This window comes from Bradyrhizobium sp. (assembly GCF_049519115.1).
In the GTDB taxonomy this organism is placed as follows: domain Bacteria; phylum Pseudomonadota; class Alphaproteobacteria; order Rhizobiales; family Xanthobacteraceae; genus Bradyrhizobium.
The window spans coordinates 115,745-136,297 of the sequence record NZ_JBEKRB010000012.1; the positions used below are offsets into that span (position 1 = coordinate 115,745).

Here is a 20,553-nt window from a genome sequence, read left to right on the forward strand (position 1 = left end):
TGCTCTGTCCGCACTGCGGACCGTTGTCTGGCGCGCTGCCCGAAAATGATGGGTCTTACGAGTTCACGTGCACGAAATCACGCAGCAACGGATAGATCTCGTTGTTCCAGCGGCGGCCCGAGAACACGCCGTAATGCCCGACGCCGGCTTGCAGATGATGCACCCGCCGATAGGCGCGCACGCCGGTACAGAGCTCTTGCGCGGCGAGGGTTTGCCCGACCGAACAGATATCGTCCTTTTCGCCCTCGACCGTCATCAAGCCCATGCGCTTGATGGCGGCGGGGTTCACCGGGCGCCCGCGATAGGTCAACTTGCCCTGCGGCAACAGATGCTCCTGAAACACGTCGCGGATGGTTTCGAGGTAAAACTCCGCCGGCAAATCCATCACCGCGAAATACTCGTCGTAAAAGGTCTTGATGGTCTCGGCCTTTTCGATTTCGCCCTTGGCGAGGTGGTTGGCGAGATCCATGTGCTGCTTGATGTGGCGCTCGAGGTTCATCGACACGAACGCGGTGACTTGCACGAAGCCGGGATAGACCTGCCGGAACGCGCCCTTGCACTGGAACGGCACGTAATTGATCAGGTTGCTCTCAAACCAGGTGAGCGGCTTGCTCTTGGCGAATTCGTTGACTTTGGTGGGCTGGATGCGGGTATCGATCGGGCCCGCCATCAGCGTCAGCGTCGCCGGGCGCGCGGGGTGATTGTCTTCGTTCATGATCGCGGCCGCAGCCAGCGCCGACACGGAAGGCTGGCAGATCGCCACTATATGTGCGCGCGGGCCGAGCTGGTCGAGAAACGTGATCAGGTGCTCGGTGTAATCGTCCAGCCCAAAGCGGCCATGGTGAAGCGGAATGTCGCGCGGATTGTGCCAGTCGGTGATGTAGACGTCGTGGTCCTGAAGTAGTGTCTGCACCGTGCCGCGCAACAGCGTCGCGAAATGGCCTGACATCGGCGCCACCAATAACAGCCGCGGCTGTTCGGGGCCGTTTTCCTTCTTGAAATGCAACAGAGAGCCGAACGGCGTGGCGAAGGCGACCTCCTCGGTCACCTCCAGTTCCTGATTGCCGACCATGACCCGGTCGATGCCATAGGCAGGGCGGGTATAGGTCAGGGACGTGCGCGAGATCAGTTCCAGCGCCGCCGCCAGGCGCCGGAAGAACTTGTCGGAAATACCCTGCGGCAGGAGGTTGAGGTATTTCAGCGCGTGCGCAGCCCCGGTCCGCCATGGCGCCGTCAGATCCGAATGGTTTTGGTAGGCTTGATACAATAACGACGTCATTCGAACCCCCGCTTATGTTGCTATGCAATATTGAAGCCACGGCGGAGTCAAACAGCCCAAAAAACTGGCACGTCGCTTGCTGCTAAAAAAAATGGAGAAAACGGAAGAAACGATGGAAAATAACGGGTAAACCAGCGGGTAAGCCCGGTAAGGAAAGGCCAAATGGCAAAGGCGACACTCACCATCAGCAGCAAGAACTACTCGTCCTGGTCGCTTCGCGGCTGGTTGCTGACGCGGTTTTCGGGGCTGGAATTCGAGGAGATCGTCACCGCGCCGGATGACCCTTCGGCACGGGCCGAAATCCTGCTGCTGTCGCCGACCATCCTGGTGCCGTGCTTGCGGCACGAGGGCGCGACCGTATGGGATACGCTGGCGATCGCCGAGTATCTCAACGAGATCCGGCCCGATGCCGGGCTGTTGCCCGCCGATCGGGTCCATCGGGCGCATTGCCGTTCGATTTGCGGCGAAATCCACTCCGGCTTCACGACGCTTCGGGCTTCGCTGCCGGTCAATCTCAAGGGGCATTTCCCCAACTTCAAGATCTGGATGCGCGCGCAGGCCGACGTCGACCGCGTTTGCACCATCTGGCGCGAGTGCCTTGCCGAGTCGGGCGGCCCGTTCCTGTTCGGCGAGCGCTCCATGGCGGACGCGATGTATGCGCCGGTCGTGACCCGCTTCAAGACTTATGACGTCAAGCTCGATGCGCGGATGAAGCAGTATGCCGACGTCATCCTGGGCATGCCGGAAATGCAGGAATGGATTGAGGCCGCGAAGGCTGAACCCTCCGATATCGAAGAGCTTGAGGTGGATTATTAGGCAGCGCGCGCCCGGCTCTGCCTGTTTGCACGGCTTACGCGTAAGGCGTGCCTTGCTCAACTTCATGCCATCGGGACTGGCTTTTTGAACCGACGCGATTGGCCGTCAGTTACCGGCAAAAATCGCCTGACCGAAATTCCGGACCGCATCCAACAGCTTCGTGGTGCCAGGCGCCATGATCCCGGAAATCGCCGCAGTGCAACGCGGCTGGCGTGATTTTCGCATAGCAACACGACGCTTTGAACGCGCCGATCCGTGCTGCCAAAAAATTGGACGCCGGCGATTGTCGCGATTTGCGTCAAACAGTGGTGGAGGCCTGAGATGAACCAGCATGCGGCCGTCAGCAAATTTTCCCACGTCAAACCCACCGATACCGAATTCAAGGGCGGAGGCCTTCGCGACTTCTTCCTGTATCGCGACCTCGGCATCGCGGCGGCGACCGGCGGGCAGGTGATCTGCCATCTCGTCAAGGCCAATGCCGACATGCCGCCGGAAGACGGCACCGGTTGGCATCGTCATGATTGCGATTTTCAGATCGTGATCATGATGAAGGGCTGGGCCCGCTTCATGTATGAGGACAAACCGACGCTGGTGCAGGCCGGCGATGTCGTCCATCAGCGGCCGGGGATCACGCACTACCTGTTCGATTACTCGCCGGACATGGAATATCTCGAAATCGTCAGCCCGGCCGATTTCAAGACCGTCGATATGCCGCCGGCCACCGACAAGGTGCCGCCGGTGACGCCCTGGAAGTAGCCGCTTTGTAACGCCCTCGGCGATTAACGATTCCGAGGCGTTATCGGTTGACGCCGCGCGCAAGTGGTCTGGATGTAGTGCTGACCATCTCATCCAGGCCGATATCTAGCCGTGAACATCGGGGCACGCGCCCGTTCATCTGATTCGGGCGCGATTCGTTCCACGCGCGTTCCAACCTATTAATGCCCGATCGTGTTGAGCCACTCAGGCGTCGCGTTTTGAGACAGGTTGAGCGCGTTCGGGGTTGAATCAGACGCGGCACTGGAGCTCGGATTCCGAAGTTCGCAAGCAATCGCGGCGGCCTCCGATGCGAATTTCGGAATCAAAGGAACTCTAGCAACCTATTGTTTCGAGTAGCGGCTTCGAATTTGAAGTTCCTATGACGAACTTGCCGCGATACCGACAGGAACTTCAAATTCGCCGAACTCGCCGCCAGGCGATGACGGTCGCCTCCAACGTGCCGCCGGACTCATGGTTGCGCCAGGCGCCGTTACTGAAGCTGCAGGCAAACGGCAGCTCATAGGTGCCGCTCTGGTCCTCGCATAACACCTGGACCGGCAGACCCGGCGGCGGCTCTCCTTCGCCATCGAATTGGGCCAGCCGTTTTTCGCGCGTTGCCATCTCTAGAGCTCCGATTCCGAAGTTCGCGTGATATTGCCGGCAGTCTCCGATGCGAACTTCGGAATCAAAGGAGCTCTAGCAATTATCGATTTCTAGTGCGGCCTTGAATTTGAAGTTCCTATGACGAATTTGCAGCGAAACTGATAGGAACTTCAAGTTCGCTGCACTCGTCCCGTTTCCGTCAGCGTCGATCAAGCTCAATGCGTGATTGAGGTCGCAGTGTGGTAGCTTTCAGCCATGAAAAGCTACTCTCAACAAGTTTACTGCGCGACATATGTTGGAGACATTGATTGAAACGAGGCTTGGATTGAAACGAGGTTTGCGATGATCGGCCGGTTTATTCTCGGCATAGGCGCTGTGGCGCTGGGCGCGAGCGTTACCCACGCGCAGGACGTTCCCGGCATCGAAATCTGCACCGTCGAAAAGACCATGGAGCGGCGCACCAGTTGTTTGCAAAGCAATGTCGAGTTTCTTCAGAAGACAATAGTGAAGCTGACGCTTGACCATCAGCAGAAACTCGATGCGGCCAACCGTCAGATCGAGGCGTTGAAAGTGAATCTCACCGCGCTGCAAAAAACGGTGAGCGATCTTCAGGCCGCGCAGCCGAAGCCGGCGGGGGATGCGAAGAAGACCGATACGCCACCCGCAAAAGAGACGACCGCCAAAGAAATACCTGCCAAGGAAACGCCCGCCAAAGACGGGGCGGTAAAAGAGGGCGGCAAGTAAAAACTCGAAGCAGCCTCGCGTTACGCGAACGCAAACATGCGTTGCGGCTGCTTGCAAGCCCCAAGGGCTTTGCCCTAACGTTGTTCAAACGTTGCGCGACCGGCCTGGCCGCAGGCGCGCATCGAGCATGATCCGGAAAAGTGGAAGCCGGTTTTCCGAATAAAGATCATGCTCAAGCAAACAAAGTCGGGAGGGAATGGATGGCCGAACTTCGCGTGCTCGCTACCGGCCTGGAATTTCCAGAAGGCCCGGTGGTGATGCCGGATGGCTCCGTGGTGCTGGTCGAAATCCGTGGGAAACGGCTGACACGGGTTTATCCTGATGGCCGAAAGAAAGTGGTTGCGGAAATTCCCGGCGGTCCCAACGGTGCGGCGCTCGGCCCCGATGGCAAAATTTACATCTGCAACAATGGCGGCTTTGCCTGGATTCCAACCGGCAAGATGATCATGCCGGGACCGCAGCCCGAGGATTATCTCGGCGGTTCGATCCAGCGCGTCGATCTGCAATCCGGCAAGGTCGAGACTGTCGTGACGAAATGCGGCGAGCACGCGCTACGCGGACCAAATGATCTGGTTTTCGACAAGCATGGCGGCCTGTGGTTCTCCGATCTCGGCAAGCGGCGGGCCCGCGACATGGATGTCGGCGCCTTCTATTATCTCAAGCCCGGCATGAAGGAGATCGTCGAGGGCGTGCATGGCATCCTGCCCGCGAACGGCATCGGGCTGTCGCCGGACGAGAAGACCGTCTACATCGCGGAGACGCCGACCGCGCGATTGTGGGCCTATGACATTCCTGAGCCCGGCACGGTGAAGCCGCGCGAGGTGATCTATCGCGGCGAGCGGGGCAGGCCGATCGCGGGGCTCGGCGGCTATCAGATGTTCGATTCGCTCGCGGTCGAGGCGGGCGGCAATGTCTGCGTCGCGACGCTGGTCTCAGGCTGCATCTCGGTGATCGCGCCTGATGGCCGGCTTATCGAACAGGTGCCGACCGGTGATCGCGTCACCACCAACATCGCCTTTGGCGGCGAGGGGTTGAAGACGGCCTACATTACGCTGTCCGGCAAGGGCGAACTTGCGGCAATGGACTGGGCGCGGCCGGGTTTGCCGCTGAATTTTTTGAATAGGTGACGGCTGCTTCGCCGAGAGGAGACATTAATGCCCTGGCCTGAACCGGTGACGCTTGTTGGCCCTTATGCGCGGCTCGAGCCGTTGTCGCACGCGCACGTCTCCGGGCTGACGGAAGCCGTCAAGGACGGCGATCTTTGGAAGCTCTGGTACACGGCGATCCCGAAGCCCGAAGATATGGCGAAGGAAATCGATCGCCGTCTGGGCCTGCAGACCAAGGGCCCAATGCTGCCCTTCACCGTGTTCGACGCCGACGGCCGGATCGCGGGCATGTCGACCTACATGAATATCGATGCGGCGAACCGGCGCGTCGAGATCGGATCGACCTGGTACGCTAAGCGGGTGCAACGCAGTGCGCTCAATACCCAGTGCAAGCTGCTGCTGTTGACGCACGCGTTCGAAAAGCTCGATTGCATCGCGGTCGAATTCCGCACGCATTTCTTCAATCACCAAAGCCGGCGCGGCATCGAGCGTCTCGGCGCCAAGCAGGACGGTATTTTGCGCAACCATCAGATTGCGCCAAACGGCACGCTGCGCGACACCGTTGTTTTCAGCATCATCGCCTCGGAATGGCCGACGGCGAAGGCGCATCTCACGTTTCAGCTCAACGACAAGCTGCGAACATAAAACGCGCGAGAACAAAAAGGCCCCGGAAACAAATCATGGATAAGTTCGACTATGTGATCGTCGGTGCAGGTTCGGCCGGTTGCGTGCTGGCCAATCGCCTGAGCGAAGATTCCGCGGCCAAAATCTGCGTGCTGGAGGCGGGTCCGCGCGACTGGCATCCGTACATTCATTTGCCGGCCGGCTTCATCAAGACCTTCCACATGCGCAGCGTGAATTGGGCCTATCAGCAGGAGGTGGGGCCGTGGACCAGCGGCCGCAGCATCTACGCGCCGCGCGGCAAGACGCTCGGCGGGTCGTCGTCGATCAACGGCCACATCTATAACCGCGGCCAGCGCCAGGATTTCGACACCTGGGCGCAGCTCGGCAACCGCGGCTGGGGCTATTCGGATATATTGCCGTATTTCAAGCGGCTCGAGCATCGAATCGGCCCCGGTGACGACACCTTTCGCGGCCGTGACGGCAATCTCACCGTCACCACCATGGATTGGCAGGACCCGCTGTGTGAGGCCTTCATGGCGGGTGCCATCTCACTCGGCATTCCGCGCAACCCCGATTACAACGGCGCGATCCAGGAAGGCGTGTCCTACGCCCAACGCACCATCAAGAACGGCCTTCGTGTCAGCGCCGCCACCGCTTTTCTGCATCCGGCGCGCAAGCGCGGCAATGTCGATGTGCGCACGCACGCGCATGCGACCGAAATCATCTTTGAGGACAAGCGCGCGATTGGCGTGCGTTACCGGCGCGGCGGCAAGAACGGCACGCTGCACGAGGTACGCGCGGCCAAGGAGGTGATCCTTTCCGGCGGCACCTATAATTCGCCGCAGCTTCTGCAATTGTCCGGCGTCGGTTCGCCCGAGCTATTGCAATCGCACGGCATCGAGGTGCGTCATGCGCTCGCGGGCGTCGGTGAGGGATTGCAGGATCACTACGCGCCGCGCTCGGTCGCACGCGTCAAGAACATCAAGACCATCAACGAACGCCGGCGCGGGCTCAGTCTCGTGGGCGAAGCCATCAAATGGGCGACGACGCGCCGCGGCTTGCTGTCGCTGTCGCCGACCATGGTCTATTGCTTCTGGCATTCCGGCGAGACCACGGAAAGCTCCGACCTGCAACTGACATTCACGCCCGCGAGCTACAAGGAAGGCGTGCAGGGCACGCTGGAAGATCTGCCGGGCATGACCGTCACCTCCTGGCAGCAACGCCCCGAAAGCCGCGGTTATGTTCGCATCCGCTCGGCCGATCCGTTTGCGCCGCCGATCATTCAGACCAACTATCTCACCGCCGAACTCGATCGCCGCGTCATCGTCGCCGGCATGAAGCTGGCACGGCGCTTACTGAAGTCGGAGCCGCTGTCGCAGTATTACGACTACGAGGATTTCCCCGGTCCCGACGTGCAGACCGACGCGGATTTTCTACAAGCCGCCACCAAGCGCGGCACCACGACGTTCCATCCCGGCTGCACCTGCCGCATGGGCCCTGCGGATGCCGCATGGGCCGTGGTCGACGACCAGTTGCGGGTTCATGGCCTCGAAGGCTTGCGCGTGGTCGATGCTTCGATCATGCCGCGGATGATTTCGGCCAATCTGAACGCGTCGACCCAGATGATTGCGGACAAGGCGAGCGATCTCATTCGCGGCAAGACGCCGCTGGAGGCGGTTACGTTTAACTGAGTGCGCCTCGCAATGATTTGAGGCGTCTCATTCAGAAGGAATGGCCGCCGCCGTCTGCCGATCCGCCGTCGGATCCACCCGACCAACCGTCGTTTTGAGTAGGTCCAAAATTGCTGTTGCTCCGATCCGGACTAACTTTCATGCCCTGACGAAACGCATAGCCGATAAAGCCCACGAGAACGACCACGCAAATAGGTGCAAGAATCCAATCGGGCATGATCTGATCTCCGTTTGCTCGCAGGTTCAGGCCAACCGTACGTTAGCAGGACTTTACGCTTCTCACCGGGAGCGACCGCAATTCGCGGCAGATTTTATTATAAATCGGCGCCGTTACACTTCTCGCACCGTTGAACTGATCACGTCTTTCGCGGCAGCGACTGGACCCGGTCCAGCAGCGAATGGCAGTAGTCCAGCGTCAGTTTCCGGTCGCCATACAGGATGTGATAGATGATCGGCGCCACCACGTGGTCGAGCACCTCATCGACATCGAACGGCACCTCGCCGCGCGCTTTGGCCCGCTCGGCGATCGTCGTCAGATGTTCCTTGGTAAAGCCTCCGCACTGAACGGTGTGGGCCCCTGCTTGAGAAAATACGTCCCTGAGCAATTCGCGGCCGACCGGCGACGACATTTCTTCCATGAATTGTTCGATGAACGTCCGCAGGTCCGACGCCATGGCGCCGGTGTCCTCGGGATCGGCGATCGGCCTCAGCCGCTGCACGGCGACGTCGGCGAACAGCGCCGACAGATCGCCCCACCGCCGGTAAATCGTCGACGGCGTTACGCCAGCGGCGGCGGCGATTTGCGGAACCGTCAGTTCGTCCCGGGAAGTTGCCGCGGCGAGACGCTGTACCGCCGCGTGCACGGCGCTCTGAATCCGTGCGCTTCGCCCGCCGACCCGAATGAACTCCCTGACGGTCACGCTTTCGCTCCCTGCAATCTTGCCATGCCCAAACGAGGGTCGACCTTAACGCAAATAATTTGCTTTAAGCCCTCAGGCTCCTATATGCCTAAGGCAATATATTAGCTTTAGGAGGCTCCCATGCAAGCCTGTCAGGCAAATTCGTCCAGCGCGGCCGCCGACGCGCTCGTTACCGTCCCGGAAAGCTCCGCCCGCACCCTGACGCGCGCCACCATGACCGTATTCAGTTTTGCAGGCGCGATGCTGATCGCGGCCAGCAGCAGCGCGGTGACGCCGCTTTATCATCTCTATCAGGCGTCGATGCATCTCACCCCGTTCTGGATCACGATTGTGTTCTCGAGCTATGTCGCGAGCCTGCTCACGGCGCTGCTGACGGTCGGTGGTTTGTCCGACTATGTCGGCCGCCGCCCGGTGATCCTGGTGGCCTTGCTGCTGAACGCCGCGGCGATGGTGCTGTTCTCGGAGGCGCAGGGCGTCGGGCAATTGATCCTGGCGCGAATGGTACAAGGCCTTAGCGTCGGCGTCGGCACGACTGCGTTGGGAGCTGCCATTCTCGATACCAACCGCGTCCGCGGACCTCTCCTCAATAGCGTGACGGCGTTTCTGGGCATGACCGCCGGTTCGCTCGGAGCGGCGGCGCTGATTACGTTCGCGTCCGACCCGTTGCACCGCGTGTATGAGGTTCTGCTCGGACTGACGGTGCTGCTGATCGCACTGCTGTATGTCATGCCCGAAAGCAGCACGCGAAAAATTGGCGCCCTGGCGTCGCTGCGTCCGCAGGTCCGTGTCCCGCCCCAGTCGCGGGTTATTCTCGCCAGACTCACGCCGGCCAATGTTGCGGCATGGTCGCTCGGCGGCCTCTATCTCTCGCTGATGCCGACCGTGGTGGCGACCGCCATGGGCATCGCCTCGCCCTGGGTCGGCGGCGTGGTCGTCGCGGCGTTGATGCTGACCGCGGCCATCGCGGTCGCGACATCCCGGAATTGGCCGGTGCGGCGCCTGATTGTGCTGAGCACGAGCACGTTGGGGCTGGGCGTGGCCATCACGATGATCGGAATCGAGCAGCAGCAAGTCGCGGCATTGTTGGCGGGGACGATGATCGCCGGCGCCGGATTCGGATCGACTTTTTCGGGAACGCTGCGTGCGCTACTGCCCACCGCCGAACCGCATCAGCGCGCCGGACTGCTATCGGCGTTCTATCTGCAATCCTATCTCGCCTTCGCCGTGCCCGCGGTCGTGGCCGGATTGTCCGTGCCGCAGATCGGGCTTGCGACCACGGCCTATATCTACGGCGCCGTCATTATCCTGCTCGCCTTCATCTCGATGATGGCATCGCTGTGGACGGAGAGATATCGTTTTCAAGCGAAGTGGAAGCCGGTTCGCGTTAAGAAAACGCGTCAAACAAAGACCAGAGCCCGGTTCTGATTCAATCAGAACCGAATGGGCGCTAGACTTCGCGCCGGCTCAGGAAGGCCAGCCGCTCGAACAGGTGCACGTCTTGTTCGTTTTTCAGCAGTGCGCCGTGCAGCGGCGGGATCAGCTTGCGCGGGTCACGCTCGCGCAGCATTTCCGGTGTGATGTCCTCGTTCAGCAGCAGCTTCAGCCAATCGAGCAGTTCGGAGGTCGAGGGCTTCTTCTTCAGACCCGGCACCTCGCGCACTTCGAAGAAGATGCGCAGCGCTTCTTCGACCAGGCGCTTTTTGATGTTGGGAAAGTGCACATCGACGATGCGGTTCATGGTAGAGGCATCGGGGAACTTGATGTAGTGGAAAAAGCAACGGCGCAGGAATGCGTCCGGCAATTCCTTCTCGTTGTTGGACGTGATCATGATGATCGGGCGCTGCCTCGCCTTGATCGTCTCGCCGGTCTCGTAGACATGGAATTCCATGCGGTCGAGTTCGAGCAAGAGGTCGTTGGGAAACTCGATGTCGGCCTTGTCGATTTCGTCGATCAGAAGCACCGGCCGCTGCTCGCTGGCAAAGGCGTCCCACAATTTTCCGCGCTTGATGTAATTCTTGATGTCGGAAACCCTGGCATCGCCGAGCTGGCTGTCGCGAAGCCGCGACACCGCGTCGTATTCGTAGAGACCCTGCTGGGCTTTGGTCGTGGACTTGATGTGCCAGGTCAAAAGCGGGGCTTTCAACGCCTTGGCGACTTCCTCGGCGAGTACGGTTTTGCCTGTGCCGGGTTCGCCCTTGATCAGAAGCGGCCGCTCGAGCACGATCGAGGCATTGACCGCGACCTTGAGGTCATCGGTCGCGACATAGTCCTTGGTGCCGGTAAATTTCATCGCCTATATCGCCCTGTAACGTGAGCCTCGAACATGAAACGACCGCCCATCCGGCGGTCGTTGTAGCCAATGTAATTGAAAAACCCTTGAGGTCCAGACCGTTGCCGACGGGCCGGCTACCCAGATCCGCATTGGCTGCTCTTGACGTAGGCAGTCTGCCGGGCAATCTGAAGGGTATGTTCCTGCAATTCTTCACATCGCTGCGCGAGGCGCAGGTCCCGGTGACCCTGCGCGAATATCTGACGTTGATGGAGGCGATCGACGCCGACCTCGCGGAGCACTCCGTGGAGAATTTTTACTACCTCGCGCGCACCACGCTGGTGAAGGACGAACGCAATCTCGATAAGTTCGACCGCGTGTTCGGTTCGGTGTTCAAGGGGCTGGAAAGCCTGCTCGATGCGATGCAGAAGGCCGATATTCCCGAGGAATGGCTGAAGAAGCTCGCCGAAAAATACCTCACCGAGGAAGAAAAGAAGCAGATCGAAGCCATGGGCTGGGACAAGCTCATGGAGACGCTTCGCAAGCGCCTGGAAGAGCAGAAGGGCCGTCACCAGGGCGGCAACAAGTGGATCGGCACGGCAGGCACGTCACCCTTTGGCGCCCATGGCTACAACCCGGAAGGCGTGCGGATCGGCCAGGAAAAGAACCGCAATTTCCGCGCCGTGAAGGTGTGGGATCGCCGAGAGTTCAAGGATCTCGACGGCAATGTCGAACTGGGCATTCGCAACATCAAGATCGCGCTGCGGCGGTTGCGCAAATTTGCCCGCACCGGCGCGCCCGACGAACTCGATCTCGACACCACGATCAAGGAAACCGCCAATCACGGCTATCTCGATGTACATATGCGTCCCGAGCGGCGCAACGCAGTAAAGGTTCTGGTGTTCTTCGATATCGGCGGCTCGATGGATTCCCATGTCAAGCAGGTCGAGGAATTGTTCTCGGCGGCGAAAAGCGAATTCAAGCACATGGAATATTTCTACTTCCACAACTGCCTCTATGAGGGCGTGTGGAAGCAGAACCGCCGGCGCTTTACGGATCGCACCCCGACCTGGGACGTGCTGCACAAATATCCGCACGACTACAAGGTCGTGTTCGTCGGTGATGCCTCGATGTCGCCTTACGAAGTCATGGTGCCGGGCGGCTCGGTCGAGCACGTCAACGAAGAAGCAGGCTCCGTCTGGCTCGAGCGCGTCATGCGCACCTATCCGCACGCGGTGTGGCTCAATCCGGTCGCGCAGAAGCATTGGGACTATTCGGAATCGACCACCATCATCAAACGCATTTTCGCCAATCGCATGTACCCGATCACGATCGAGGGGCTCGAGAACGCGATGAAGGAATTGGTGCGATAGAAACGGGTTTTTTGCGTGCCCCGGACGTAGCGCAGCGCTTGAGCGGTGCGCTGCAGAGCCGGGGCCTATTAGAGTTGTGCGTGGGTCCCAGCTCTGCGATGCATCGTCAGAACGCTGCACCGCGTCCGAGACAGGTAGCCCGAGAGGTAAGGAAACGGTTTATGCCCCAGACCATCCATCGCGGGATCAAATCCCTTGTCGACGAAGCCAATGCCGAGATCGAAACTGTGAGCGCGCTTGAGGCGATCAAGGCCGCGCAAAGCGACGAGGTCGTGATCGTGGATATCCGCGACCCGCGCGAGATCGAGCGCGACGGCAAGATTCCTGGCGCCTTTTCCTGCACGCGCGGCATGCTGGAATTCTGGATCGATCCGGCCAGTCCCTATGCCAAGCCGATTTTCCAGCAGGACAAGAAATTCATCTTTCATTGCGCGGGCGGGATGCGTTCGGCGCTCGCGGCCAAGACCGCGCAGGACATGGGCTTGAAGCCAGTGGCGCACATGGCTGGTGGCTTTGCCGCCTGGCGCGACGCCGGCGGCCCGACCGAAAAATGGGAACCGAAAAAGGTTTGAAAGATCGCCACCAACACAGCCGTCATGCCCGGCCTTGTGGCGGGCATCCACGTCTTGTCTTCATCAAACAAGAAAGACGTGGATGGCCGGGTCAAGCCCGGCCATGACAAGAAAACGGAGTCTTAATCTATGACGAAGACCAACGACCCTCTTGTCTCCACTGAATGGCTGGCTGAGCATCTCAAAGATGCGAAGGTGAAGCTCCTCGACGCCACCTTCAAACTGCCCGGCATGTTGCCGCTGCCGAAGGACGACTATCTCGCCGCGCATATTCCGGGTGCCGTGTATTTCGATGTCGATGCGGTGTCGGATCATTCCAACCCGTTGCCGCATATGTTTCCGAGTGCGGAGCAATTCGGCCGCGATGTCGGCGCGCTCGGTATCTCGAATGGCGACACCGTCGTGGTCTACGATGCCGGCGGCTGGGTTGCGGCCCCGCGGGTGTGGTGGATGTTCCTCTCTTACGGCCACCGCGATATCCGCATTCTCAACGGCGGCCTGAAGAAATGGCGCGCGGAAGGGCGCACTGTCGAGGCCGGCGAGGTGACGGCCAAACCAGCCACCTTCGACGCCAGCTATGATGCAAAGCGCGTGCGTTCGATCGAAGCGATGATCGCCAATGTCGCAAGCCGTGCCGAGCAGGTGATCGACGCCCGCGCGGCGGATCGCTTCGAGGGGCGCGCCGTAGAGCCGCGGCCGGGCATTCGCGCCGGTCACATTCCGGGCGCGCTCAACCTGCCCTACAACAACCTGTTCGATGCTTCGACCGGCACGATGAAGCCGCTCGAGGAGTTGAAGAAGGCCTTTGCTGGCGCTGGCGTCGATACAGCGAAGCCGATCGTGACCAGCTGCGGCTCGGGCGTTTCTGCGGCGGTATTGACGCTCGCGCTCTACCGGCTCGGCGTCGAGAACACCGCGCTCTATGACGGCTCGTGGTCGGAATGGGGCAAGGCCGACGGTCCCGCGATCGCGACAGGTCCTGCCTGATACTTCCCCGCTGTTATTGGCGGGGTGCCGAGGGCGGGGCCGGCGGGAAGGGCTGCGGCTGCGCGAACGGATTGGCCTGAAGCTGTTGGAGTGCCAGAAGCCGCGCGCGTGCGGCAAGCCTGCGCCGGTGTGGCGAGCGCCGGGCGTGCACGCGTTTTTTGATCACACCTTCACCGGGTTTGGCGCGATCGGATTTCACCACGGAGGCCGATGCGGCATCGGCGATGTCGACGGGCGGCCCGCCAAGCGTGGCGATTTTTGTCGTGGCGACATCGGCCCCGGGGGCCGTCGCCGGAGTCGCGGACGTCGGATTTGCCGGCGGCAGGAGGGCCGGCTCAGCCTGAGCCGTTGCTGGCTCGCTCCCGGCCGGTGCGGTATCCACAGCTGCGACCACCGTCATTTTTTGCACGTCGGCCGCTGGGGTAGTTTCGCTTGTGGGCGATACGGCCCCGACCGAGGTGGCCTCGGCGGCTGGCATATTTTCTTCGGTCGGCAGCGGCAAGGCTGCGTCGGCGGCCTTTGCGATCTCTGCCCGCGGCGTTTCCGTTGGCCTTAAGGCCGCGACCTGTTCGATGCCGGCGGATTCGGCGACAGGCGGCGGTTGGTCGGCGGGCACGGCCGTAACCTTCGCGGGTTCGCTTGCCTTCTCCATGGTGGTTGGTTCAATGCGCAGCGTGGCGAGCATGGGCAGCGTCGTGTCGGGATGCTGGGCGAAGGAGACTTCCGGCGCCGCGCGCCAGGAGGAATTGCTGGCAAAGGACTCATGAGCGGCGCGCAGCAGAGCGGCCGCACCCAGCCCGAAAACGAGGAGCGACATCGACAACATGATCGCTGCGAACAGGAAACGAAAACCGGGAAGCATGGCGCGCGGGATTCTTGCGTAAGCTGGCGAACGGGAACGCGGTGGCCACTGGGTTCGGGTGATTTAACGCGCACGAATCACGCGCATTCAAGAATAGCGCAACGGCTTTGCGGCGCTTATGAAATCTCGCCGCGATTCGAAATCGGAAGGCGGACTGTCACTTCGCCGCCGCAGGTATTCGTCGCAATCTTGGTCGCAGTCTTTGGCCGCGGTCCGGCTGATCAGGGGAACCGTTCCTGCCGACGCCAAAACCGGCCAAAAACCGGGTTCCGAGCCCCATCACGAAGGGTCGAGCCGGCCGTCAATAACGGTTATTGTCTTGAATGCGCCGCGATCTTACGTCATCTCCCGTTAACGATCCGGTGGCGCCTTTTGGTTATATAGGGCTTGGGGCTATACAAGAGTAATGATGACCAATTGCATTCTGACGATTTGTGCCGCGGTTTCTGCCGTCTTGGCGGTAGAGGCCGTGGGGATTTCGCTGGCGTCGGCGCAGGGCTATCCGCCCCCGGGGACGGTCTATTCGCCCTATCCGCCGTCCCGCTATCCGACGGACTATCGTGGCGCGCCCCGCCCGCAGGAATACGACGTGCTGGACGACGACGACGGTCCAAATGGCGGTCCCGGTTCGACCGCGCTGCCGCCGCCCGGTCCCGTGCTGTCGCCGAACGACCCCCGTTACAGCGGCCGCCCGGTTTATCCGGACCAGGGCCGTCCGATCCAGTCGCCCGACGATCCCCGCTATGGCCGTCCTCCCGGCGTTTATTCGGACCGCGGTCCTGTGATGTCGCCGGACGATCCGCGTTACGGCCGTCCCATGCCGCCTCCGGGCGGCTATTCCGGTCCCGTGGTGTCGCCCGATGATCCGCGCTATGGCCGCACGGATGCGCCGGCGGTCATCTATGCCGACCGCCCCGCCGGTCCGCCGCCGCAGCCGGCTTATGATCCCGCCGATGACTACGGTCGTGGCTCTCGCCCGCCCGCCGCCGTGGGCTTGAGTGGTAATGTCACCGGTAGCGTTCAGCCGCCGCAAGGCGCTGCCCCTCAGGGGCCGGAAAATCGATCCGCTTCACTGTTGCCGCCGGAAGAGCAGCCGGATGCGGCACCCGTCAGTCTGCCGCCGAACCTTCGCCGGCAGGAAGTGAATTTCGTCACCAAGGAGCCGCCGGGAACGCTGATCGTCGATACGCCCAACACCTATCTTTATTACGTACTGGGCAACAACCGCGCGGTCCGCTACGGCGTCCGTGTCGGCCGCGACGGATTCACCTGGAACGGCGTGCAGAAGATCTCGCGCAAGGCGGAATGGCCGGATTGGCATCCGCCGACCGAAATGATCGAACGCCAGCCCTATCTGCCGCGCTTCATGGCCGGTGGTCCGGGCAATCCCCTGGGCGCGCGCGCGATGTATCTCGGTAATACCGTCTATCGCATTCACGGCACCAACCAGCCGTCGACGATCGGCAAGTTCGTATCCTCGGGCTGTATCGGCATGCTGAACGAGGATGTCTCGGACCTGTTCGATCGCGTCAAGGTCGGCACCCGCGTGGTCGTGTGGCCCGGCAGCCCGCCGCCCGGCTCGACCACCACGGCGTCCGCGGCGCCTGTGCCCGGTCCGGCCGTGGCGCCAGGCGCGACCGGTGCGCAACCGGCCTCGGTGCCGCCGCTGCCTCCGCCGGTGACGGTGCGCTAAAGAAAATTACAAAAGGCGCGCCTTTTTGTATGACCGCCGGCTTACGCCAGCTTTCGCACCGGCTCGCCCTTGAACCAGCCATCGATGCCTTCGACCATCTGGGTGTAGTGGGCGATGAAGGTCTCCTGCGTGACGTAGCCGAGATGCGGCGTCAGCACGAGGTTGTCGAGCTTGCGGAAGGGATGGTCGACCGGTAGCGGCTCGACCGAGAACACGTCCACAGCGGCGCCCGCGATCTTGCGCGCTTTCAGCGTTTCCAGAAGCGCCATCTCGTCGATGATCGGCCCGCGCGCAGAGTTGACGATGAAGCTTGTCGGCTTCATGCGACCGAGTTCGGCCGCGCCGACGAGGCCGCGCGAACGGTCGCTCAACACCATATGGATGGTGATGATGTCGGCGGTCGAGAACAGCTCCTCTTTGGTGGCATAGGTCACGCCGACTTCCTTGCAGCGCTCGGCCGTCAGGTTCGGGCTCCAGGCGATCACGTTCATCCCGAACGTTTTCGCAATGGACGAAACCTTGGCGCCCAGTTTGCCGAGCCCGACCACGCCCAGCGTTTTGCCGTCAATTTCGATGCCGACATGCTTCTGCAGATATTCGCCGGCATGCATGCGGGCGTTTTCACGTCCGATATTGCGGGTCAGTTCCAGGATCATGCCCATGGTGAGCGCCGCGGTCGGATCGCGCGGCCAATTCGTACCGCAGACGACCACCCCTCTATCCTTGGCGGCTGCCATGTCGATCGCGGCGTTGCGCATCCCCGAGGTGATCAAAAGCTTCAGCTTGGGCAGCTGATCGAACATCGCGCGCGGAAACGGCGTGCGCTCGCGCATCGCCAGGATGATCTCGAAATCCTTCAGCGCGCTGACGGCGGCTTCGCCCGAGGCAAACGGCTGGTTGAAGACGGTGACGTCGACGCGATCCTCGATTTTGGACCAGTCCGCGAGTTTGAGCGAGAGATTGAGATAGTCATCGAGAATTGCACAGCGTAGCCGCGTCATGGCGAGATCCATTCATAGTGATGAGGACGGCGCCGGATCGCGCGCGTCTTCGAAAGAATGGTGGCATGGTCGCGCGCGGCGCTTTTTCAGGCAAGCGCTCTCGTCATCAAAATTGCGGTTGGAGAGGGTGGGAAGGCCGGAAATTGTCGTCATTCCGGGATGGTGCGTTAGCACCAGACCCGGAATCTCGAGATTCCGGATTGCCGCTTCGCGTCGTCCGGAATGACAGCGGAAGTTGAGCTCAGTTCGCCTTCCGGCGGGCGCTGGCCTGCTTGGCACGGCAGGCCGGGCCCGGTCCGCGCATGTAATGCAGTTCCGGCCGGTAGGGGTCGAAAGCCCTGGCGAAGAACGCGCCGAAGAAGGCCCGGATTCCGGCGAAGGGATGGGTGTGTCCGTCGCGGCGGTCTGCCGGGGAGGAGAGGGATGCCGAATCGATGCTCGCCAAATCGCTGCTTACCATGACGAATCCTGTCTTTTTTCCCGCGTCTTCTGACGGGCGGAGCGCTTTTTTCGAGCGCTGGCAGGAGTTTCGGACGCAACTTATTAAAAGAAGGTTTCAATTGTCGCGATCGGTGTTCTTACTGGAGCACTGGTGAACAGAGGGAAAACCGCCACCCCGCGGGGCGCAGCACCCGCTATGGTGCGGTAAGGGCGGCGAACTTCGGATTCGGGGCACGAGTGGAGTGGATTTGACATTCGCCTCCCGCTAGCCCGAAGTTCCCAAGCGAATGTCAAATCCACAACTCCACTAGAAACTGTATTTGCTGGTGGCCCTTTGATTCTGACATTCGCGAAAGTGGCTGCCGCGAAGGGGTGCGAATGTTAGAATCGGGCCACTAGCGGTTGCCCTTTGGGGGCCGCGCCGCTACATCAGCCCCAAGCTAAACATCCTTAAAAATCCGTATTCCAGGGGCCCCGATGGCGCGCCAATTCGTCTACTTCATGCAGGGTTTGACCAAGAGCTATCCCACCCGCAAGGTGCTGGATAACATTCATCTGCAGTTCTATCCCGACGCCAAGATCGGCGTGCTCGGCGTCAACGGTTCCGGTAAATCGACCCTGCTCAGGATCATGGCCGGGCTCGACAAGGAATATAACGGCGAGGCCTGGGTCGCCGATGGCGCGCGTGTCGGCTACCTCGAACAGGAGCCGCAACTCGACGCCAGCAAGACCGTCCGCGAGAACGTGATGCTGGGGGTGGCCAAGCAGAAGGCGATCCTCGACCGCTATAACGAACTCGCGGTCAACTATTCGGAAGAAACCGCCGACGAGATGACCAAATTGCAGGACGAGATCGAGGCCGGCGGCCTCTGGGATCTCGACAGCAAGGTCGACCAGGCGATGGACGCGCTGCGTTGTCCGCCTGACGATTCCGATGTGACCAAACTCTCGGGCGGTGAGCGGCGCCGCGTCGCGCTGTGTAAGCTCTTGCTCGACCAGCCCGAGCTGTTGCTGCTGGACGAACCGACCAACCATCTCGATGCCGAATCCGTGTCCTGGCTCGAAGGCCACTTGCGCAACTATCCCGGCGCAATCCTGATCGTCACCCACGATCGCTACTTCCTCGACAACGTCACCAGCTGGATTCTCGAACTCGACCGCGGCAAGGGCATTCCCTACGAAGGCAACTATTCGTCCTGGCTGCAGCAGAAGCAAAAGCGGCTTGAGCAGGAAGGCCGCGAAGACGCCGCGCATCAGCGTACGCTGGCGCGCGAGCAGGAGTGGATCGCGGCTTCGCCAAAGGCGCGCCAGGCCAAGTCCAAGGCGCGTTACCAGCGCTATGAGGAGCTTCTGAAGCAGGCATCCGAGAAGCAGACGCAGACCGCGCAGATCACGATTCCCGTCGCCGAGCGGCTCGGCCAGAACGTGGTCGACTTCGAAGGCCTGACCAAGGCTTATGGCGATCGCGTCCTGATCGACAATCTCACTTTCAAGCTGCCGCCGGGCGGCATTGTCGGCGTGATCGGTGCCAACGGCGCCGGCAAGACCACGCTGTTTCGGATGATCACCGGCCAGGAGAAACCGGACAGCGGCACGATCGCGGTCGGCGAGAGCGTGCATCTCGGTTATGTCGATCAGTCGCGCGACGATCTCGAGGCCAAGAAGACCGTGTGGGAGGAAATTTCCGGCGGCAACGAACTGATCCTGCTCGGCAAGCGCGAGGTCAATTCGCGCGGCTATTGCTCCTCGTTCAATTTCAAGGGCGCCGACCAGCAGAAGAAGGTCGGCGCGCTCTCGGGCGGCGAACGCAACCGCGTGCATCTGGCCAAGATGCTCAAGTCCGGCGCCAACCTGCTTCTGCTCGACGAGCCGACCAACGATCTCGACGTCGATACCTTGCGCGCGCTGGAAGAAGCGCTGGAGGATTTTGCGGGCTGCGCTGTGATCATCAGCCATGACCGCTGGTTCCTCGACCGCATCGCCACCCACATGCTCGCCTTCGAAGGCGACAGCCATGTCGAGTGGTTCGAAGGCAACTTCCAGGACTATGAAAAGGACAAGATGCGCCGGCTCGGCCAGGATTCCGTCATCCCGCATCGGGTGAAGTACAAGAAGCTGACGAGGTAGGGCTGGTCTGCTGCATCTGAAGAGCGTGTATGAACGACAATAGCTTTTCAAATTTGCTTTACCGGATCATCGCTCATTACAAATGGGAGCCGCAGCATCTTTCAGGCTCTATGAAGGAATTTGAAGATCGGGCCAGGAAACATGAATGCTTTCCTTCGATTTGCGTCATCGGCCACGATAGGATCGTCTCTGACAGAATGTGGTTTTGTAGACTCTGAACTTGCCTCTCAGGCCCTTGAATTGAAATTTCCTTCTGAGACGAAATTTACTCAGCCTGACGTTCTCATCGAATCGGATGAGGTTCGCGTATTTATAGTCAGTCAAGGTTGATTCGACCGTTAAGTTGGAGCAGGTCCAAAAGTATGCTCTTCTTCACGCGACGATGAACATTCGGGAGAGGAAGCGTCCTTATTTGATGTTTTTGACGAAGTATCAGTTTCCAGAATGGTGGAGTCCATCTAAGGATCGGGTCTCTTCAACAGACGTTCATTCATTTCTGGTTGAGCGCTTGGCCAAAGCTCAAGGTTTTGATTTTTTTAAGCAGGATCCCGATGAAACCATTCTCAAGGCGTATGACGAGGTAATACGGAGTATCAAATTCGGCGCGCACACTTGGAGCTCGTTAGGCAATCATCTCAAGGTGCTCTCGGCGGCCGTGGCTAAGAATCCCGATCGTGAGGTTGAATTCC

General features: G+C 60.7%; 21 protein-coding genes. 13 read left to right on the forward strand and 8 right to left on the reverse strand.

What is annotated here, in order from left to right; genetic code table 11:
- Window positions 1–55 precede the first annotated feature (55 nt).
- Window positions 56–1,279 (reverse strand): polyhydroxyalkanoate depolymerase, encoded by a 1,224-nt coding sequence (locus ABSE61_RS12420; protein ID WP_423871401.1) that lies wholly within the window; start codon window positions 1,277–1,279, stop codon window positions 56–58.
- Between the two features lie 162 nt (window positions 1,280–1,441).
- On the opposite strand from ABSE61_RS12420, the gene ABSE61_RS12425 reads away from it, so the two are divergent.
- Window positions 1,442–2,095, forward strand: coding sequence for a glutathione S-transferase family protein (locus ABSE61_RS12425; protein ID WP_423871403.1), 654 nt, complete (start codon window positions 1,442–1,444; stop codon window positions 2,093–2,095).
- A gap of 321 nt (window positions 2,096–2,416) precedes the next feature.
- Window positions 2,417–2,851 carry a cupin domain-containing protein gene (locus ABSE61_RS12430; RefSeq protein ID WP_423871404.1) on the forward strand — a complete coding sequence of 145 codons (435 nt, stop codon included), beginning with the start codon at window positions 2,417–2,419 and terminating at the stop codon, window positions 2,849–2,851.
- 411 nt (window positions 2,852–3,262) lie between these two features.
- Here ABSE61_RS12430 and ABSE61_RS12435 read toward each other — a convergent pair whose 3' ends face one another.
- Window positions 3,263–3,472, reverse strand: a complete 210-nt coding sequence (locus ABSE61_RS12435; RefSeq protein WP_423871405.1) for a hypothetical protein — start codon at window positions 3,470–3,472, stop codon at window positions 3,263–3,265.
- 324 nt (window positions 3,473–3,796) lie between these two features.
- On the opposite strand from ABSE61_RS12435, the gene ABSE61_RS12440 reads away from it, so the two are divergent.
- From ABSE61_RS12440 to ABSE61_RS12455, 4 genes are all read left to right on the forward strand, one after another.
- Window positions 3,797–4,198, forward strand: coding sequence for a hypothetical protein (locus ABSE61_RS12440; protein ID WP_423871406.1), 402 nt, complete (start codon window positions 3,797–3,799; stop codon window positions 4,196–4,198).
- Window positions 4,199–4,398: 200 nt separating this feature from the next.
- Window positions 4,399–5,325 carry an SMP-30/gluconolactonase/LRE family protein gene (locus ABSE61_RS12445; RefSeq protein ID WP_423871407.1) on the forward strand — a complete coding sequence of 309 codons (927 nt, stop codon included), beginning with the start codon at window positions 4,399–4,401 and terminating at the stop codon, window positions 5,323–5,325.
- A 27-nt stretch (window positions 5,326–5,352) separates the two neighbouring features.
- Entirely contained in the window at window positions 5,353–5,949 is a 597-nt protein-coding gene (locus ABSE61_RS12450) for a GNAT family N-acetyltransferase (RefSeq protein WP_423871408.1), read from the forward strand.
- 35 nt (window positions 5,950–5,984) lie between these two features.
- Window positions 5,985–7,619, forward strand: a complete 1,635-nt coding sequence (locus ABSE61_RS12455; RefSeq protein WP_423871409.1) for a GMC family oxidoreductase — start codon at window positions 5,985–5,987, stop codon at window positions 7,617–7,619.
- A 31-nt stretch (window positions 7,620–7,650) separates the two neighbouring features.
- On the opposite strand, the gene ABSE61_RS12460 is transcribed toward ABSE61_RS12455, so the two are convergent.
- Together ABSE61_RS12460 and ABSE61_RS12465 are read right to left on the reverse strand one after the other, a co-directional pair.
- Window positions 7,651–7,836 (reverse strand): hypothetical protein, encoded by a 186-nt coding sequence (locus ABSE61_RS12460; RefSeq protein ID WP_423871410.1) that lies wholly within the window; start codon window positions 7,834–7,836, stop codon window positions 7,651–7,653.
- Between the two features lie 139 nt (window positions 7,837–7,975).
- Window positions 7,976–8,539, reverse strand: a complete 564-nt coding sequence (locus ABSE61_RS12465; protein WP_423871411.1) for a TetR/AcrR family transcriptional regulator — start codon at window positions 8,537–8,539, stop codon at window positions 7,976–7,978.
- 120 nt (window positions 8,540–8,659) lie between these two features.
- Here ABSE61_RS12465 and ABSE61_RS12470 point away from each other — a divergent pair, with 120 nt between their 5' ends.
- Window positions 8,660–9,964: an MFS transporter gene (locus ABSE61_RS12470; protein WP_423871412.1), complete on the forward strand. Its 1,305-nt coding sequence runs from the start codon at window positions 8,660–8,662 to the stop codon at window positions 9,962–9,964.
- A gap of 22 nt (window positions 9,965–9,986) precedes the next feature.
- On the opposite strand, the gene ABSE61_RS12475 is transcribed toward ABSE61_RS12470, so the two are convergent.
- Window positions 9,987–10,829, reverse strand: a complete 843-nt coding sequence (locus ABSE61_RS12475) for an AAA family ATPase (protein ID WP_423871413.1) — start codon at window positions 10,827–10,829, stop codon at window positions 9,987–9,989.
- A gap of 176 nt (window positions 10,830–11,005) precedes the next feature.
- On the opposite strand from ABSE61_RS12475, the gene ABSE61_RS12480 reads away from it, so the two are divergent.
- The 3 genes from ABSE61_RS12480 (at window position 11,006) to sseA (ending at window position 13,740) form a co-directional block, all read left to right on the forward strand.
- Window positions 11,006–12,181: a vWA domain-containing protein gene (locus tag ABSE61_RS12480; protein WP_423871426.1), complete on the forward strand. Its 1,176-nt coding sequence runs from the start codon at window positions 11,006–11,008 to the stop codon at window positions 12,179–12,181.
- Between the two features lie 161 nt (window positions 12,182–12,342).
- Window positions 12,343–12,753: a rhodanese-like domain-containing protein gene (locus ABSE61_RS12485; protein ID WP_423871414.1), complete on the forward strand. Its 411-nt coding sequence runs from the start codon at window positions 12,343–12,345 to the stop codon at window positions 12,751–12,753.
- A gap of 129 nt (window positions 12,754–12,882) precedes the next feature.
- Window positions 12,883–13,740, forward strand: a complete 858-nt coding sequence (gene sseA, locus ABSE61_RS12490) for a 3-mercaptopyruvate sulfurtransferase (protein ID WP_423871415.1) — start codon at window positions 12,883–12,885, stop codon at window positions 13,738–13,740.
- 13 nt (window positions 13,741–13,753) lie between these two features.
- On the opposite strand, the gene ABSE61_RS12495 is transcribed toward sseA, so the two are convergent.
- Complete coding sequence (locus ABSE61_RS12495) at window positions 13,754–14,602, reverse strand: hypothetical protein (RefSeq protein ID WP_423871416.1); 849 nt, start codon at window positions 14,600–14,602, stop codon at window positions 13,754–13,756.
- A 409-nt stretch (window positions 14,603–15,011) separates the two neighbouring features.
- Here ABSE61_RS12495 and ABSE61_RS12500 point away from each other — a divergent pair, with 409 nt between their 5' ends.
- A complete protein-coding gene (locus ABSE61_RS12500) occupies window positions 15,012–16,295 on the forward strand; it encodes a L,D-transpeptidase (RefSeq protein ID WP_423871427.1) in 1,284 nt (427 codons plus the stop codon).
- A gap of 41 nt (window positions 16,296–16,336) precedes the next feature.
- Here the strand turns inward: ABSE61_RS12500 and ABSE61_RS12505 are convergent, their stop codons facing one another.
- Window positions 16,337–17,296: a D-2-hydroxyacid dehydrogenase family protein gene (locus ABSE61_RS12505; RefSeq protein ID WP_423871418.1), complete on the reverse strand. Its 960-nt coding sequence runs from the start codon at window positions 17,294–17,296 to the stop codon at window positions 16,337–16,339.
- Between the two features lie 241 nt (window positions 17,297–17,537).
- A complete protein-coding gene (locus tag ABSE61_RS12510) occupies window positions 17,538–17,741 on the reverse strand; it encodes a hypothetical protein (RefSeq protein ID WP_423871428.1) in 204 nt (67 codons plus the stop codon).
- 473 nt (window positions 17,742–18,214) lie between these two features.
- Between ABSE61_RS12510 and ettA the strand changes: the two genes are divergently transcribed.
- Window positions 18,215–19,864 carry an energy-dependent translational throttle protein EttA gene (ettA, locus tag ABSE61_RS12515; RefSeq protein ID WP_423871419.1) on the forward strand — a complete coding sequence of 550 codons (1,650 nt, stop codon included), beginning with the start codon at window positions 18,215–18,217 and terminating at the stop codon, window positions 19,862–19,864.
- Window positions 19,865–20,279: 415 nt separating this feature from the next.
- A partial coding sequence (locus tag ABSE61_RS12520) for a hypothetical protein (protein WP_423871420.1) occupies window positions 20,280–20,553 on the forward strand: 274 nt, incomplete at its 3' end.